Source organism: Streptomyces sp. RPA4-2, assembly GCF_012273515.2.
Classification (GTDB): domain Bacteria; phylum Actinomycetota; class Actinomycetes; order Streptomycetales; family Streptomycetaceae; genus Streptomyces; species Streptomyces kaempferi.
Genome location: NZ_CP050975.2, coordinates 2,818,222 through 2,831,913, shown reverse-complemented (window position 1 = coordinate 2,831,913; position 13,692 = coordinate 2,818,222). Strand labels below are relative to the sequence as shown.

Annotated in this window: 9 protein-coding genes; 4 read left to right on the top strand and 5 right to left on the bottom strand. The window is 71.9% G+C overall.

Annotation, left to right across the window (positions count from 1 at the left end):
• Positions 1 to 84 precede the first annotated feature (84 nt).
• From pulA to HEP85_RS12130, 3 genes are all read left to right on the top strand, one after another.
• Positions 85 to 5,487, top strand: coding sequence for a pullulanase-type alpha-1,6-glucosidase (gene pulA, locus HEP85_RS12140; protein ID WP_369657694.1), 5,403 nt, complete (start codon positions 85 to 87; stop codon positions 5,485 to 5,487).
• A 105-nt stretch (positions 5,488 to 5,592) separates the two neighbouring features.
• Positions 5,593 to 7,197, top strand: coding sequence for a fused response regulator/phosphatase (locus tag HEP85_RS12135; RefSeq protein ID WP_282189843.1), 1,605 nt, complete (start codon positions 5,593 to 5,595; stop codon positions 7,195 to 7,197).
• Between the two features lie 32 nt (positions 7,198 to 7,229).
• Positions 7,230 to 7,586 (top strand): 5-carboxymethyl-2-hydroxymuconate Delta-isomerase, encoded by a 357-nt coding sequence (locus tag HEP85_RS12130; protein ID WP_168527802.1) that lies wholly within the window; start codon positions 7,230 to 7,232, stop codon positions 7,584 to 7,586.
• A gap of 20 nt (positions 7,587 to 7,606) precedes the next feature.
• Here the strand turns inward: HEP85_RS12130 and HEP85_RS12125 are convergent, their stop codons facing one another.
• From HEP85_RS12125 to HEP85_RS12105, 5 genes are all read right to left on the bottom strand, one after another.
• A complete protein-coding gene (locus HEP85_RS12125) occupies positions 7,607 to 8,308 on the bottom strand; it encodes a TetR/AcrR family transcriptional regulator (RefSeq protein WP_168527801.1) in 702 nt (233 codons plus the stop codon).
• Positions 8,309 to 8,364: 56 nt separating this feature from the next.
• The gene (locus HEP85_RS12120; RefSeq protein ID WP_168527800.1) at positions 8,365 to 9,423 is read right to left on the bottom strand and encodes a PDR/VanB family oxidoreductase; all 1,059 of its coding nucleotides are present in this window, start codon (positions 9,421 to 9,423) and stop codon (positions 8,365 to 8,367) included.
• Positions 9,420 to 10,331 carry a metal-dependent hydrolase gene (locus HEP85_RS12115; RefSeq protein WP_168527799.1) on the bottom strand — a complete coding sequence of 304 codons (912 nt, stop codon included), beginning with the start codon at positions 10,329 to 10,331 and terminating at the stop codon, positions 9,420 to 9,422. Before HEP85_RS12115 ends, HEP85_RS12120 begins: the two co-directional genes overlap by 4 nt.
• A gap of 212 nt (positions 10,332 to 10,543) precedes the next feature.
• Positions 10,544 to 12,460 (bottom strand): hypothetical protein, encoded by a 1,917-nt coding sequence (locus HEP85_RS12110; protein ID WP_369657693.1) that lies wholly within the window; start codon positions 12,458 to 12,460, stop codon positions 10,544 to 10,546.
• Between the two features lie 49 nt (positions 12,461 to 12,509).
• On the bottom strand, positions 12,510 to 13,010 hold the full coding sequence (locus tag HEP85_RS12105; RefSeq protein ID WP_168527797.1) for a tetratricopeptide repeat protein: 501 nt from the start codon (positions 13,008 to 13,010) through the stop codon (positions 12,510 to 12,512).
• Between the two features lie 156 nt (positions 13,011 to 13,166).
• On the opposite strand from HEP85_RS12105, the gene HEP85_RS12100 reads away from it, so the two are divergent.
• On the top strand, positions 13,167 to 13,604 hold the full coding sequence (locus HEP85_RS12100; RefSeq protein WP_168527796.1) for a hypothetical protein: 438 nt from the start codon (positions 13,167 to 13,169) through the stop codon (positions 13,602 to 13,604).
• The last annotated feature ends 88 nt before the right edge of the window (positions 13,605 to 13,692 follow it).

Genomic DNA, 13,692 nt, shown 5'->3' with positions numbered 1-13,692 from the left:
GGTCACGCGGGCGTTCGGCACCGGAGCCGGAACGCAGCGCGGGGTCGGACCCATATGCGCCGTAATCGCTAGGAGTTCACACCGGTGGACCTGATACCGAGAGGGCCGGCGCGTCGCCCCGGCCGTTCCAGGCTGCGCGCGGCGGTCCTCGCCGCCGCGCTCGCCGTATCGCTCGCGCAACCCCTCGCGGCGCGGGCCGAGACCCCGCCCGCACCCCCGTCCGACGCGAAGCTCGCGGCCGAGCCCGCGCGGCACGACGCCACCCGCGACCAGTTCTACTTCGTGATGCCGGACCGCTTCGCCAACGGCGACACCTCCAACGACGAGGGCGGGCTGACCGGCTCACGGCTGTCGACCGGATACGACCCGACCGACAAGGGCTTCTACCAGGGCGGCGACCTCAAGGGCCTGACGAAGCGGCTCGACTACATCAAGGGCCTGGGCACCACCGCCATCTGGATGGCGCCGATCTTCAAGAACCAGCCCGTGCAGGGCACCGGCAAGGACGCCTCGGCGGGCTACCACGGTTACTGGATCACCGACTTCACCCGCGTCGACCCGCACTTCGGCACCAACAAGGACCTGGAGACCCTCATCTCCAAGGCCCACGCCAAGGGCATGAAGGTCTTCTTCGACGTCATCACCAACCACACGGCCGACGTCGTGGACTACCAGGAGAAGTCCTACGACTACCTCTCCAAGGGCGCCTTCCCCTATCTGACCGAGGACGGCCGGCCCTTCGACGACGCGGACTACGCGGACGGCGCCCACGGCTTCCCGTCCGTGGACACCGACTCCTTCCCGCGCACGCCCACCGTGCCCGCCGCGAAGAAGGACGCCAAGGTCCCGTCCTGGCTCAACGACCCGGCCATGTACAGCAACCGGGGCGACTCCACCTACGCGGGCGAGTCCACCACGTACGGCGACTTCTCCGGTCTCGACGACCTGTGGACCGAGCGTCCCGAGGTGGTCGGCGGCATGGAGAAGATCTACGAGCGGTGGGTGCGGGACTTCGGCGTCGACGGCTTCCGGATCGACACCGTGAAGCACGTGGACATGCCGTTCTGGACGCAGTGGGCCACCGCCCTGGACCGCTACGCGGCCGAGCGCGGCCGGAAGAACTTCTTCATGTTCGGCGAGGTCTACTCCGCCGACACCTCGGTCACCTCGCCGTACGTCACCCAGGGCCGGCTCGACGCCACCCTCGACTTCCCCTTCCAGGACGCGGCGCGCTCCTACGCCTCCCAGGGCGGCAGCGCGAAGAAGCTGGCGTCCGTGTTCGGGGACGACTACAAGTACACGACCGACAAGGCCAACGCGTACGAGCAGGTCACCTTCCTCGGCAACCACGACATGGGCCGCATCGGATCCTTCCTGAGGCAGGACGACCCGAAGGGCACGGACGCGGAGCTGGTGAAGAAGGACCGGCTCGCCAACGAGCTGATGTTCCTCAGCCGCGGCAACCCCGTCGTCTACTACGGCGACGAGCAGGGCTTCACCGGCGCCGGCGGCGACAAGGACGCCCGTCAGACGATGTTCGCCTCCAAGGTCGCCGACTACCTCGACGACGACGAGCTCGGCACCGATCGCACGCACGCGAGCGACGCCTACGACACGAGCGCACCGCTCTACAAGGAGATCGCCGCTCTCTCGAAGCTCCGCAAGGACAACCCTGCCCTCGCGGACGGGGTGCAGACCGAGCGGTACGCGGCCGACGGGGCGGGCATCTACGCCTTCTCCCGTACCGGCGGCGACAGGACCGAGTACCTCGTCGCCCTCAACAACGCGGGCGAGGCGAAGACGGCGACCTTCGCGACCGGCTCCGCCGGCACCACCTTCCAGGGGATCTACGGAACCTCCTCCCGTCCGACCAGCGACGCCGACAGGAACGTCACCGTCACCGTCCCGGCCGGTTCCGCCGTCGTCCTCAGGGCGGGCCGTCCGCTCGGCGCCCCCGCCGCGAAGCCCTCGCTCACCCTGAAGGCGCCGGACGCGGGTGCGACCGGCACCGTCGACCTCGGCGCCGACGTCACCGGCGGTCAGCTCGACCGGGTCGTCTTCGCCGCCCAGGTCGGAGACGGAAAGTGGCGGACCCTCGGCTCCGCCGACCACGCCCCGTACAAGGTCACCCAGGTCATCGGCGCGAACGTACCGGCCGGAACGGCCCTGCGCTACAAGGCGGTGGTCGTCGACTCGGCCGGGCGGACCGCCAGTGCGACCGCGACGACCACCACCGGGACCCCGCCCGCCCCGGAAGTCCCCACCGCCTCCTCGCGCGACTACGCGGTCGTCCACTACAAGCGCACCGACGGCGACTACACCGACTGGCGGCTGTACGCCTGGGGCGACCTCGCCGACGGCGAGGCGACGACCTGGCCCGCCGGCCACGACTTCATCGGCCGGGACGCCTATGGGGCCTTCGCCTACGTCAAGCTGAAGCCGGGCGCCTCCAGCGTCGGCTTCCTCGTCATCGACAAGGACGGCAACAAGGACGTCGCCACCGACCGCACGATCGACGTCACCAAGACCGGCGAGGTCTGGCTCGAACAGGGCAAGGAGCCGGTCCTCACCGAGCGGCCCGACCACCCGGCCCAGGACAAGACCAAGGCCGTGCTCCACTACCACCGCGCCGACGGCGACTACGCCGGCTGGGGCCTGCACACCTGGACCGGGGCCGCGACGCCCACGGACTGGACGAAGCCCCTGGAGCCGGTACGCACCGACGCCTACGGAGCCGTCTACGAGGTGCCGCTCGCCGAGGGCGCGACCAGCCTCAGCTACATCCTCCACAAGGGCGACGAGAAGGACCTGCCCACCGACCAGTCCCTCGACCTGACCGCGAACGGCCACGAGGTGTGGCTGCTGAACGGCCAGGAGAAGTACCTGCTCCCGCAGCCCGCGGGCAGCGCGGCCGCACTCGACCTGACCACCTCCAAGGCGGTCTGGATCGACCGGGACACCGTCGCCTGGAACGGTTCCGACGCCGCCGTGTCCACCCAGCTCCTGTCCTCCCGCGACGGCTCGATCGCCGTCAAGGACGGGACGCTGACCAGCGACGACGAGCGCTGGCTGCGGCTGGAGAAGACCACCCTGACCGACGCCCAGAAGGCCGCGTTCCCGCACCTGAAGACGTACACCGCCTGGTCGGTCGACCCGCGCGACCGCGACCGGGTCCGCGCGTCGCTCGGCGGCCAGCTCGTCGCCTCGCAACGCGCGGCGAACGGCGCCGTGCTGGCGGCGACCGGTGTGCAGACCGCCGGCGTCCTGGACGACCTGTACGACGCGAGGAAGGCGCGGCTCGGACCGGTCTTCCACGACGGAGTCCCCACCCTGTCCGTATGGGCCCCGACCGCCCAGTCGGTGAGCCTCGACCTCGACGGCACCACCGTCGCGATGCGACGGAACGACACCACCGGCGTCTGGTCCGTCACGGGCAAGCGGTCCTGGACGGGCAAGCCCTACCGCTACGTCGTGAAGGTGTGGGCGCCGACCGTCGGCAAGGTCGTCACCAACAAGGTCACCGACCCGTACTCGGTCGCCCTGACCACCGACTCCGAGCGCAGCCTGGTCGTCGACCTGGACGCCAGGTCCCTCGCCCCGTCCGGCTGGTCCTCGCTGAAGAAGCCGAAGGCCGTGCCGCTGCGGGACGCGCAGATCCAGGAACTGCACATCCGCGACTTCTCGGTGGAGGACAAGACCGTCCCCGCGAAGGACAAGGGCACCTACCTCGCCTTCACCGACAAGAACAGCGACGGCTCGAAGCACCTGAGGAAGCTGGCCGCGTCCGGCACCTCGTACGTGCACCTGCTGCCCGCCTTCGACCTCGCGACCGTTCCCGAGAGGAAGGCGGACCGGGCGAGCACCGACTGTGATCTGGCCTCCTACCCGGCCGACTCCGAGAAGCAACAGGAGTGCGTCGCGCAGACCGCCGCGAAGGACGCGTACAACTGGGGCTACGACCCGTACCACTACACGGTGCCGGAGGGCTCGTACGCCACCGACCCCGACGGCACGGGACGCACGGTCGAGTTCCGGAAGATGGTCAAGTCGCTGAACGAGGACGGCCTCAGGGTCGTCATGGACGTCGTCTACAACCACACCGCCGCGAGCGGCCAGGCCGACACCAGCGTCCTCGACCGGATCGTCCCCGGCTACTACCAACGGCTCATGGCCGACGGCAGCGTGGCCACCTCCACCTGCTGCGCGAACACGGCGACCGAGAACGCCATGATGGGCAAACTGGTGGTGGACTCGATCGTCACCTGGGCCAAGGAGTACAAGGTCGACGGCTTCCGCTTCGACCTCATGGGACACCACCCCAAGGCCAACATCCTGGCGGTCAGGAAGGCCCTCGACGCGCTCACGGTCGCGAAGGACGGCGTCGACGGCAAGAAGATCATCCTGTACGGGGAGGGCTGGAACTTCGGTGAGGTGGCCGACGACGCCCGCTTCGTGCAGGCCACCCAGAAGAACATGGCCGGGACCGGCATCGCGACCTTCTCCGACCGGGCCCGCGACGCGGTGCGCGGCGGAAGCCCCTTCGACGAGGACCCCGGCGTCCAGGGCTTCGCGTCGGGTCTGTTCACCGACCCCAACTCCTCGTCCGCCAACGGCACCCCGGCCGAGCAGAAGGCCCGCCTGCTGCACTACCAGGACCTCATCGAGGTCGGCCTGACCGGCAACCTGGCCGCGTACCGCTTCACCGACTCCGCGGGCAAGGAGGTCACGGGCTCCGGCGTCGACTACAACGGCCAGCCGGCCGGGTACGCCGAGGCGCCGGGCGACGCGCTGGCCTACGCCGACGCGCACGACAACGAGTCCCTGTACGACGCCCTCACCTACAAGCTGCCGGCCACCACGAGTGCGGACGACCGGGCGCGCATGCAGGTGCTCGCCATGGCGACGGCCACCCTCTCGCAGGGCCCGTCCCTCTCCCAGGCAGGCTCCGACCTGCTGCGCTCCAAGTCCCTCGACCGCAACTCGTTCGACAGCGGTGACTGGTTCAACGCCGTCCACTGGGACTGCCGGGACGGCAACGGATTCGGGCGCGGGCTGCCCATGGCCGCCGACAACCAGTCCAAGTGGCCCTACGCCAAACCCCTGTTGAGCACCGTCAAGGTCGGGTGCGGACAGATCGAGGGCAGCTCGGCCGCGTACCAGGACCTGCTGCGAATCCGTACCACCGAGAGCGTCTTCTCGCTCGCCACGGCCGGCCAGGTGCAGTCGAAGCTCTCCTTCCCGCTGTCCGGGAAGGACGAGACACCCGGGGTGATCACCATGAAGCTCGGCGACCTCGTCGTCGTCCTCAACGCGACACCCCAGCGTCAGGAACAGCGGATCGGCTCGCTGTCCGGGACGCCCTACGCGCTGCACCCGGTGCAACGGGCGGGCGCCGACCCCGTCGTCAAGTCCGCCGCGTACACGAAGGGGACGGGAACCTTCACCGTTCCGGCACGGACTGTGGCCGTCTTCTCCCTGACCTCCTGAGAAGGGCATTACCTTGGTGGGGCGGACCGGGCACCCGGTCCGCCCCACCGGCAGGCCCGAGGCTTTCAGTTGGACGGCAACAGCAGAAGGAACGGGTCGACCACCGTGCTGGTCGTCGACGACGTGGCGGACGACCGGCTCGCCATGAGCGCGCTGCTGCGCCGCGCCGGTCACGAGGTCGTTCCCGTCGCCACCGCCGCGGACGCGCTGCGCGCACTCGGCACCCGGCTGCGCGAGGGCACCCTGCCGGACGTGCTTCTCGTCCAGGTGGATCTGCCGGACATGACCGGCTTCGAACTCTGCCGCCGGCTCAAGACGCATCAGGTCCTGGGCGCGCTGCCCGTGGTGCACCTCTCGGACGCCGGTACGGACCCGGGCGACCGCCGCCGCAGCCTGGACTCCGGCGCCGAGGCCTGTCTCACGCTGCCGGCCGAGCCGGAGGAGATCCAGACGGTCGTAGGGGCCGTGGTGCGCGCGGCCCGGCTGCGGACGGACGACCAGGCGCTGATACGTCGGCTGACGCTGCTGTCCGAGACGATCGTCACCGTCCAGGCCGCGCGCAGCCTCGACGAACTCGTCGACGCGGCCGCCGAGGGCACCGCCCGGCTCACCGGTCTGCCGGCCGTCGTGTTCGTCCTCGGCCCGGAGGGCGAGCTGTACCGGGGCATGTCCCCGAAGCGGATAGCCCTCGCGCTGCCCGACCGCGGCGCGCACGAGGCCGTGGCCCGGCTGATCGGCAGACTCGCGGCGGACCGGGCCGTCGTCCACCGCACCGTCGTCCACTCGCCGCTGTGGCCCGCCGGGTTCTTCCGGCCCGGCGTCCAGGACGACGCCCGGCTGGTGCTGGCCCAGGGCGGCAAGGCGCCGGTGTGCCTGGCGACGCCGGTCCGCGACTCACGCCCCCAGAGCCCCGCCGACGAGGCCGGGGTGGCACGGCTCGCCCAGGCCACCGCGCTCGTCGCCGAGCCGCTGCTGATGTACCAGGTCGAGCGCCATGTCGCCCTCACCCTCCAGCGCAGCTTCCTGCCCGAGCCGGACAAGCTGCCCGACCTGCCCGGTGTCGACATCGCGGTGCGCTACGAACCCGCGTCCCAACAGGCCGAGATCGGCGGCGACTTCTACGCGGCGCTGCGCACCGGCGACGGTGTCCTCGCCGCGGTCGGCGACGTCGTCGGTCATTCGCTGGAGGCGGCCACCGTGATGGTCGAGATCCGGCACGCGCTGCGCGCCTACTGCGTCGAGGACAGCGACCCGGCCGTCCTCGCCGAGCGCCTCGACCGGATGCTCCAGCGCTACCACCCCGAGGTCACCGCGACCGTCTGCCTGATCCTGGTCGAGCCGGAGACCGGGCGGGTACGCATCGCCAACGCGGGCCACATCCCGCCGCTGATCGTGCGCGGTGCGGGCGGCGCCGAATACGCCAAGGTCCACGGGCCGCTGCTCGGCCTCGGTCTCGCGGTGAACCGGCCGACGCCCACCGAACTGTTCCTGGAGCCCTCGGACCGGCTCCTCGTGGTCACCGACGGCCTGATCGAGACCCGCGGCACGGACCTCGCGATCTCCATGGAACGCCTGCGCGCGGCCGTGGCCGACGCCCCGCCCGGGGTCCGCCCGCTGTGCGACATGCTCCTGGACCGCTTCGGGCAGGACCGGGAGGACGACGTCGCGATGCTCGCGCTCCAGCTCAGGCCGGGGCAGGCCAGGCCCTAAGGTGAGTTCGTTGACCTAGAACAGGAGTGCTCATGCCGCAGATCACCGTCGACTACTCCGCCGCCCTCGACGAATCCTTCGACCGGCGCGGATTCGCGCTCGCGCTGCACCCGGTGGTGGTCGAGACGGCGGCCGCACGGATCGAGGCGTGCAAGACGCGGTTCCGGCCGACCGGGGACAACGTGGTGGGAGCGGAGGCGGACGGACACGCCGTCGTGCACGTCACGCTCGCCCTGCTGGCGGGCCGCAGCGAGGAGACCAAGGTCCGGCTCACCGAGTCGGTACTGGAGTTGCTGTGCAAGTACGTCGAGCCCGTCGCCGGTCTCGCCCTGCACGTCTCCGCCGAGGTCCGGGATCTCGACCCGTCGTACCGCAAGTTCGAGGAGTAGGACAGCGCGGGAAGGGGCGCCTACGCCTTCGGGGGCGTGGCCAGCGCGATGAGCCGGACGGCGAGGTCGGTGAACGGCCCGTCGCCCGGCTCGCCCTGGAGCGCACCGCGCAGCAGCGTGCCCAGTTCCTCGTCCCGGGCGGCGCTCACCGCGGCCAGCGCCGCGAAGTCGTGCACGAGCTGCACCTCCAGCTCGCCGCGCGGAATCCGCCGGCCGTCCAGCCAGATCAGCGCCGTCGACTCCACCAGCGAGATCCACGAGCGGATCACCAGCTCCAGCCGGACGGGCGGGTTCTCGACCTTCAGATGCGACAGGATCTGGACATACGCGGCCTGCCGCACCGCGTCGACGAGCGCGTTCGTCTTCGAGGAGCCGACCGCGGGGCCGCCGCGCATCAACGCCGAGAAACCGGGCCCGTGATCGTCCACGAAGTCGAAGAACCGGCGCATGACCCGCAGCAGCCGCGCGCCCAGGGGCCCCTGGGGCGGCTCCACGAACCGACTCGCGAGATCGTCCGCGGCGCGCTGCAACGCGGCTTCGTACAGGCTGAGTTTGCCGGGGAAGTAGTGGTAGACCAACGGTCGTGAGATGCCCGCCGCGGAGGCTATCTCGTCGATGGAGACCTCGTCGGGCGAGCGTCGGCTGAACAGCTCGAGGGCGACGCCGATCAGCTGCTGCCGCCGCTCCTCGACACCCATCCTGCGGCGTACCCCGGTTGTCATGCGAACACCTTACCGATCGGATCCGGCCGGGAACGGACCGGAGCGACCATGGTCGTTCACATGTCGAGGACGAGGCGGTCGCCGCGCGCCCGTGACACACAGATCAGCATCGACTCGCCACGCTCCGTGTCCGCGAGCAGTTCGTCCCGGTGGTCGATCTCGCCCTCCAGGACGCGTTGTTGGCAGGTTCCGCAGAATCCCTGCTCACAGGAGTAGAGGGTGTCGGGCAGTTCGGCCCGTACGGCGGCGAGCAGCGTGGAGCCGGCCGGCACGGTCACGGTCCGTGCGCTGCGGCGCAGTTCGACCTCGAAGGCGCTGTCGCCGTCACCCGCGGCCGGGGTGCGTGGAGTGAAGCGCTCCAGGTGCAGTGCGGCCCCCTCCGGCAGCCGCTCCTCGACCGCCGCCATCAGCCCCTCCGGCCCGCAGCAGTGGACCGCCGTTCCCTCGGGCAGGCCGGCGAACAGTGTGCCGAGGTCAGGCCGCCCGTCCACGTCCTCGGCCACGACGGTGACCCGCGCCGGGTCCAACTGCTCGATCTCCTCCAGGAAAGGCATCGACGCCCGGGTGCGCCCGCCGTACAACAGCCGCCAGTCCGCCCGGCCCTGGACCGCGCGCAGCATCGGCAGGAGGGGCGTGATCCCGATGCCGCCCGCGACGAAGACGTACCCGGGCGCCTGGGCGAGCGGGAACCGGTTGCGCGGTCCGCGCGCCTCGACCGTCATGCCCTCCCGCAGCCGTTCGTGGATCTCGCGCGAGCCGCCCCGCCCGTCCTCGGCCAGCCGTGCCGCGACGGTGTACGACGAGGTGTCCGCGGGATCGCCGCACAGCGAGTACTGCCGGACGAGCCCGGACGGCAGCACCAGTTCGAGGTGGGCGCCGGGTTCCCAGCGCGGCAGACCGTGCCCCTCCAGGCGCAGTCGTACGACACCGTCGGCGATCCGCTCGCGTCCGGTGACCGTCAGCCGCAGGGCCCGGGAGCGCGGGCGGCCGGAGACCGGCTCCTCCAGGGCGGGCAGCGGCCACAGCGGTGAGGCCCCGATCCGGCGGCGCAGCGCGCGCCGGACGAGCAGGGCCGTACCCGCGACGGCCGCGACGGTCCGCAGCCGGGGCGTCACACGCCCTCCTCGGCCGTGGCCGCGGCTCTCGCGGCGGGGGAGCCGGCCAGGTAGGCGACGGCCTGCGCGGTGGACCCTTCCTGGGAGGGGTGGTAGGAGCGGCTGAGGTAGCGGGGGATGGACTTGAGCATGTCCCCGGTCGCCGGCAGCACGCCCTGCTGTCCGCTCAGGTAGAAGTCCTTGAAGCTCGCGCGGCCCGCCGGCAGGGTCGGGTCGTTCTCCATGAAGAAGCGCGCCCCGCGCTGCCACAGGAAGACGAGTGCGGTGAAGGCGGTGGCCCAGGTCCGCGCGCGCCGCCGGTAGCCCCCGTCGACGTGCAGGAACAGCTCGAAGGCGACCGAGCGGTGCTCGACCTCCTCCGCGCCGTGCCAGCGCAGCAGGTCCAGCATGGTCGGATCGGCGCCGCGCCGGTCCAGCTCCTCGGCGTTCAGCACCCAGTCGCCGAGGAAGGCGGTGTAGTGCTCGATCGCGGCGATGATCGCGACCCGCTCCATCAGCCACCATCTGCGGGCGCGGCCCGGGGGAAGGGTGCGGTCGCCGAGCAGCTTCTCGAAGAGCCAGTCGACCTGCGCGGTGTAGGGCGTGGGGTCGAGCCCGAGTTCCCTGAGGTGGGGGAGGACCTCGTCGTGGGCCTGCGAGTGCATCGCCTCCTGCCCGATGAACCCGATCACGTCCTCGCGCAGCCGCTCGTCCGTGATGTGGGGCAGCACCTGCCGGTAGACGTGGACGAACCAGCGTTCACCGGCGGGCAGCAGCAGGTGCAGCACGTTGATCGTGTGGCCGGCGAACGGGTCTCCCGGGACCCAGTGCAGGGGTGTGTCCTCCCAGGAGAACGACACCTTCCGCGCCTTGAGCGGGGTCCGCTCCGATGCGACCGGCAGGGGCGGTCGGGCGTGCGTGTGAGACATGGCGTCAATGTACTGACGAGTAGCGCGGGGGTGAACCCCTCGGCACCCACTTGTTGACATGAACGTCAATTAGAGCGCAGGCCCCTTCCCGCCGGGCGGCCCACCGATCCGGCACGAGCGGGCGGACGCCCAGGGCGTGTCGCGCACGTCCCGTCGTCCGCCCGGAGGGCGTGCCAGGCGTCGCGAGGCAGGCGGGACTTGCGCAACATGCCCTAGCGCAGCCCGGTGACCGACCTGCCGTCCGTCAGGTTGCCCCGCAGTCCGGCCTGGGCCCCCTGCCTGGTCCGTACGGCGAGCAGGGGACCCTGGGCGGATCCGGTCACCCCGCCGGTCGCGGTGACCGACGCGGTGCCCTTGCTGCCGGCCGCGAGCAGATACCAGGCACCCGTCCCCGACTTCCACAGCACGCCCGCCAGCACATGGGGGTCGCGCGCGCCGCACGCGGGCGAGTTCTCGGCCTTCGCCGCGACTGCCCCGTACGTACCGCCCGGGGTATGGAACTGGGCCAGGACACGGGTGCCGTCGCCCCGCCAGGTGTCGGCCCGCGTGCACACCCACGCCGCTTCCCCGCCGGCGTCCGGCAGCGGCTGGCGCGCGTACTGCCACGCGTTCACCGACCGCACGCCCTCGGAGCGCATGGCGGTCAGCGAGCAGGCGAACGGCGCCCAGTTCGCCAGCGCCGCCGCACCGGTGGCCTCGTGGGGCGACGAGGGCGCTCCGGACGTCAGATGGGCCGGGATCAGTTCGCCGAGGTCGGTCATCAGCCGGGTGCCGGTGGCGTCGGTCAGCTGCAGCGCGTTCCACGACGTGCACGCGCCCGTCCGGGCGGGACCCGCCACCGGGGAGGTGGCGCCGTCGGCCGACAGGGTGAGGGCGGTCGGGCCCGCGGTCGGCTTCATCAGGTCGCGCTCGGCGGCCCCGGTCACCCAGGGGGCCGTCAGATAGCGGACGTTGCCGTCGGCACGGTCCAGGACGACCGCGCTCGCCTCGGCCCCCAGCGCGCCGTCGGCCCGCGCGAAGTCGAGGGCCGCCCCGCCGGTGCCGTCGCGCGGCTCGGCGTACCGGGCGATGCGCAGCCCGTCGTGGAACAGCACCACACGGGCCTGGTCCACGTCACCGGCGTACAGCAGCTGGGGCGGTCCCGGCGGGGCGCCCGCGGGGGTGCCCGGGGTCGCCGAGACCTGTACGGACCCGCCAGGGCGGGCCCAGACGGCGAGGGCGCGGCGCAGCAGCGCGCTGTCCCCGGCGAGGTTTCCGCGCGCGGGCCACACGGAGAGGTCCGTGCGCGCGGACGTCCGCCAGGCCGCCGGGGAGACCCGGGTCACCTTCCCGGGGTCGAGCGCGGCCACGGCGGCCGGGTTCTGCGCGTACGAGGGGGCAGCGGGGCCCTCGGGACCCCAGCCGTCGCCGGGCAGGGCGAGCAGCGCGCCGCAGACGGCGACCGCCGCACCGGCGGCGAGCGCGGCCTTCATGTGCTGTCTGCGCCGCATCAGGTCGGTGGGCCGGGCGTGCAGCGCGCAGGGGTCGAACTCGGGGGAGTGGAGCAGCGGGTCCCGGGCCTCGACCCGATCGGCCTGAGCGAGTGCCGCTCGGGGATCGCCGACTCCCGCCGCCGCGAGCACCCTGCGCACGTCGGCGTCGGCCAGCTTCTCCAGCCCGCGCAGCACATACGCGGCGCGGGCCGCCCCGGACAGCGCGGACAGCCGCTGGTCCAGGGCGAGTTCGGCGGCGCCGCCCGAGCGCGGGAACAGCCGCAGGCCCCACACGTGGGGCAGCAGTGGCGGCAGCTGGGACCGCTTCGGCCACGCGGTGCGCCGCAGCGGCAGGCCGGCCTCCAGTGCCGTACGCACGACCGTGAGGCGTACGAAGGCGTAGCCCGGGTCGCCGTCGCGGCCGGTGGCCTGGGCCGGGATCACGGACGAGGGCGTGCGGCGCCGGGGCAGCGCGCGCTGGGTGAGGGCGTGCGCCGTCAGCACCCGTCGGTTGCGGCCGAGGCTCGGCGGCAGCACCAGATAGGCGAGCCGGACGAGCCGCGGGTAGTGCTCGACGAGCGCGGCCTCGGCCTGGGCGACATCGACGACCTGTCCGGAGGAGGCTGTGGGGCGCGGGGCTACATCCTGTGACTGCACGTTCAGCAGAACGAGCGAATCGGTGGATGGTCACCTCGGTCCGGCGGACTCAGCCCTCGGGCTCGACGAGCAGCCGCGCGTAGTTGGCCATGGACCGCTGGTAGCGCGGCAGATGGGGCGCCAGGGCGCCGATCACCAGCGCCAGGCCCTCGCGTTCGCGGCCCAGGTCGGCCAGGCACAGCGCGAGGCAGGCGCGTACTGCGTCGTCCAACTCGTCAGACGGGGCGACGAGTTCGGGGGTGAGGAGCTTGACGCCCTCCTCGGCCTGCCCGATGTTCCGCAGCGAGCTCGCGAGCTGGATCCTGGTGCGGCGCCCTCGGTAGCCGTCGAGTCCGCGGGACAGCGCCTCCCGGTACAGCGGCACGGCCTGGTCGGAATGGCCCGTGGAGTCCCAGGCGCAGGCCCGCTCGAACGGGCCGAGCGGACTGTCCGCCGGCAGCTCGGCGACCAGTGCGTCGATCACCGCCCGGAAGTCCGCCGCGTCCGCTTCCTCGTAGTCGTCGAAGGTGGCCCAGGCCGCCGCCGTACGCTCTTCCCAGTCTTCGTTCACGCGGCACACTTTCGCATAGGTGTGCTGGCGGCGGCATCGGCTTTCCCGCACCCCGCGGTGGCCGATTGAGTGCTGAGCGCCTCGGAGCCGTATCGAAGACCAGGGCCCTCGCCGGGGCTCTCCATGGCGCGGGCGCCGACGGTACCGGAGGAACGTATGAGGTTGACACGCGAAAAGCTCGTCGCGGGAGCCGCCGTGGCGCTGCTGGCGCTGACCGGCTGCGGCGGGTCGGACGACGGCGGGACCAAGGCCGGCACGGCGGACAGGGTGCCGGCCACGGCGACCGGCAGCCTGGAGGATCTGGCGGCCGAGGTGAAGTGCCGTCCGGACATCCAGACCGACGCGGACGAGATCCGCCAGGGGGTCTGCAAGGTCGACGCCGGCAAGTTCATCCTGGCGACCTTCGCCACCGACCGCGGTCAGCGCGAGTGGCTCAACGGTGCGAAGGACTACGGCGGTTCGTACCTCGTGGGCGCCAAGTGGGTGGCCGTCGGCGACCAGAAGATGGTCACGTCCCTGCGCGGCCGTCTCGGCGGGACCCTGGAGGAGGGGACCTCGCACGGTGCGCACGCCGGTCACGAGCACAGCGGCTGACCGCACGAAGCCTCCCCGGCCCGACGGGCCGGGGACATGAGGACACAAGAAAGCCGGTGGCGGGAGAATCCCGCCACCGGCTTCCTCA

Bases quoted from the DNA above. Each gene is read 5' to 3' on its own strand.
- HEP85_RS12100 (WP_168527796.1), top strand. From the start codon at position 13,167: ATGAGGTTGACACGCGAAAAGCTCGTCGCGGGAGCCGCCGTGGCGCTG.
- HEP85_RS12130 (WP_168527802.1), top strand. From the start codon at position 7,230: ATGCCGCAGATCACCGTCGACTACTCCGCCGCCCTCGACGAATCCTTC.
- HEP85_RS12125 (WP_168527801.1), bottom strand. From the start codon at position 8,308: ATGACAACCGGGGTACGCCGCAGGATGGGTGTCGAGGAGCGGCGGCAG.
- HEP85_RS12115 (WP_168527799.1), bottom strand. From the start codon at position 10,331: ATGTCTCACACGCACGCCCGACCGCCCCTGCCGGTCGCATCGGAGCGG.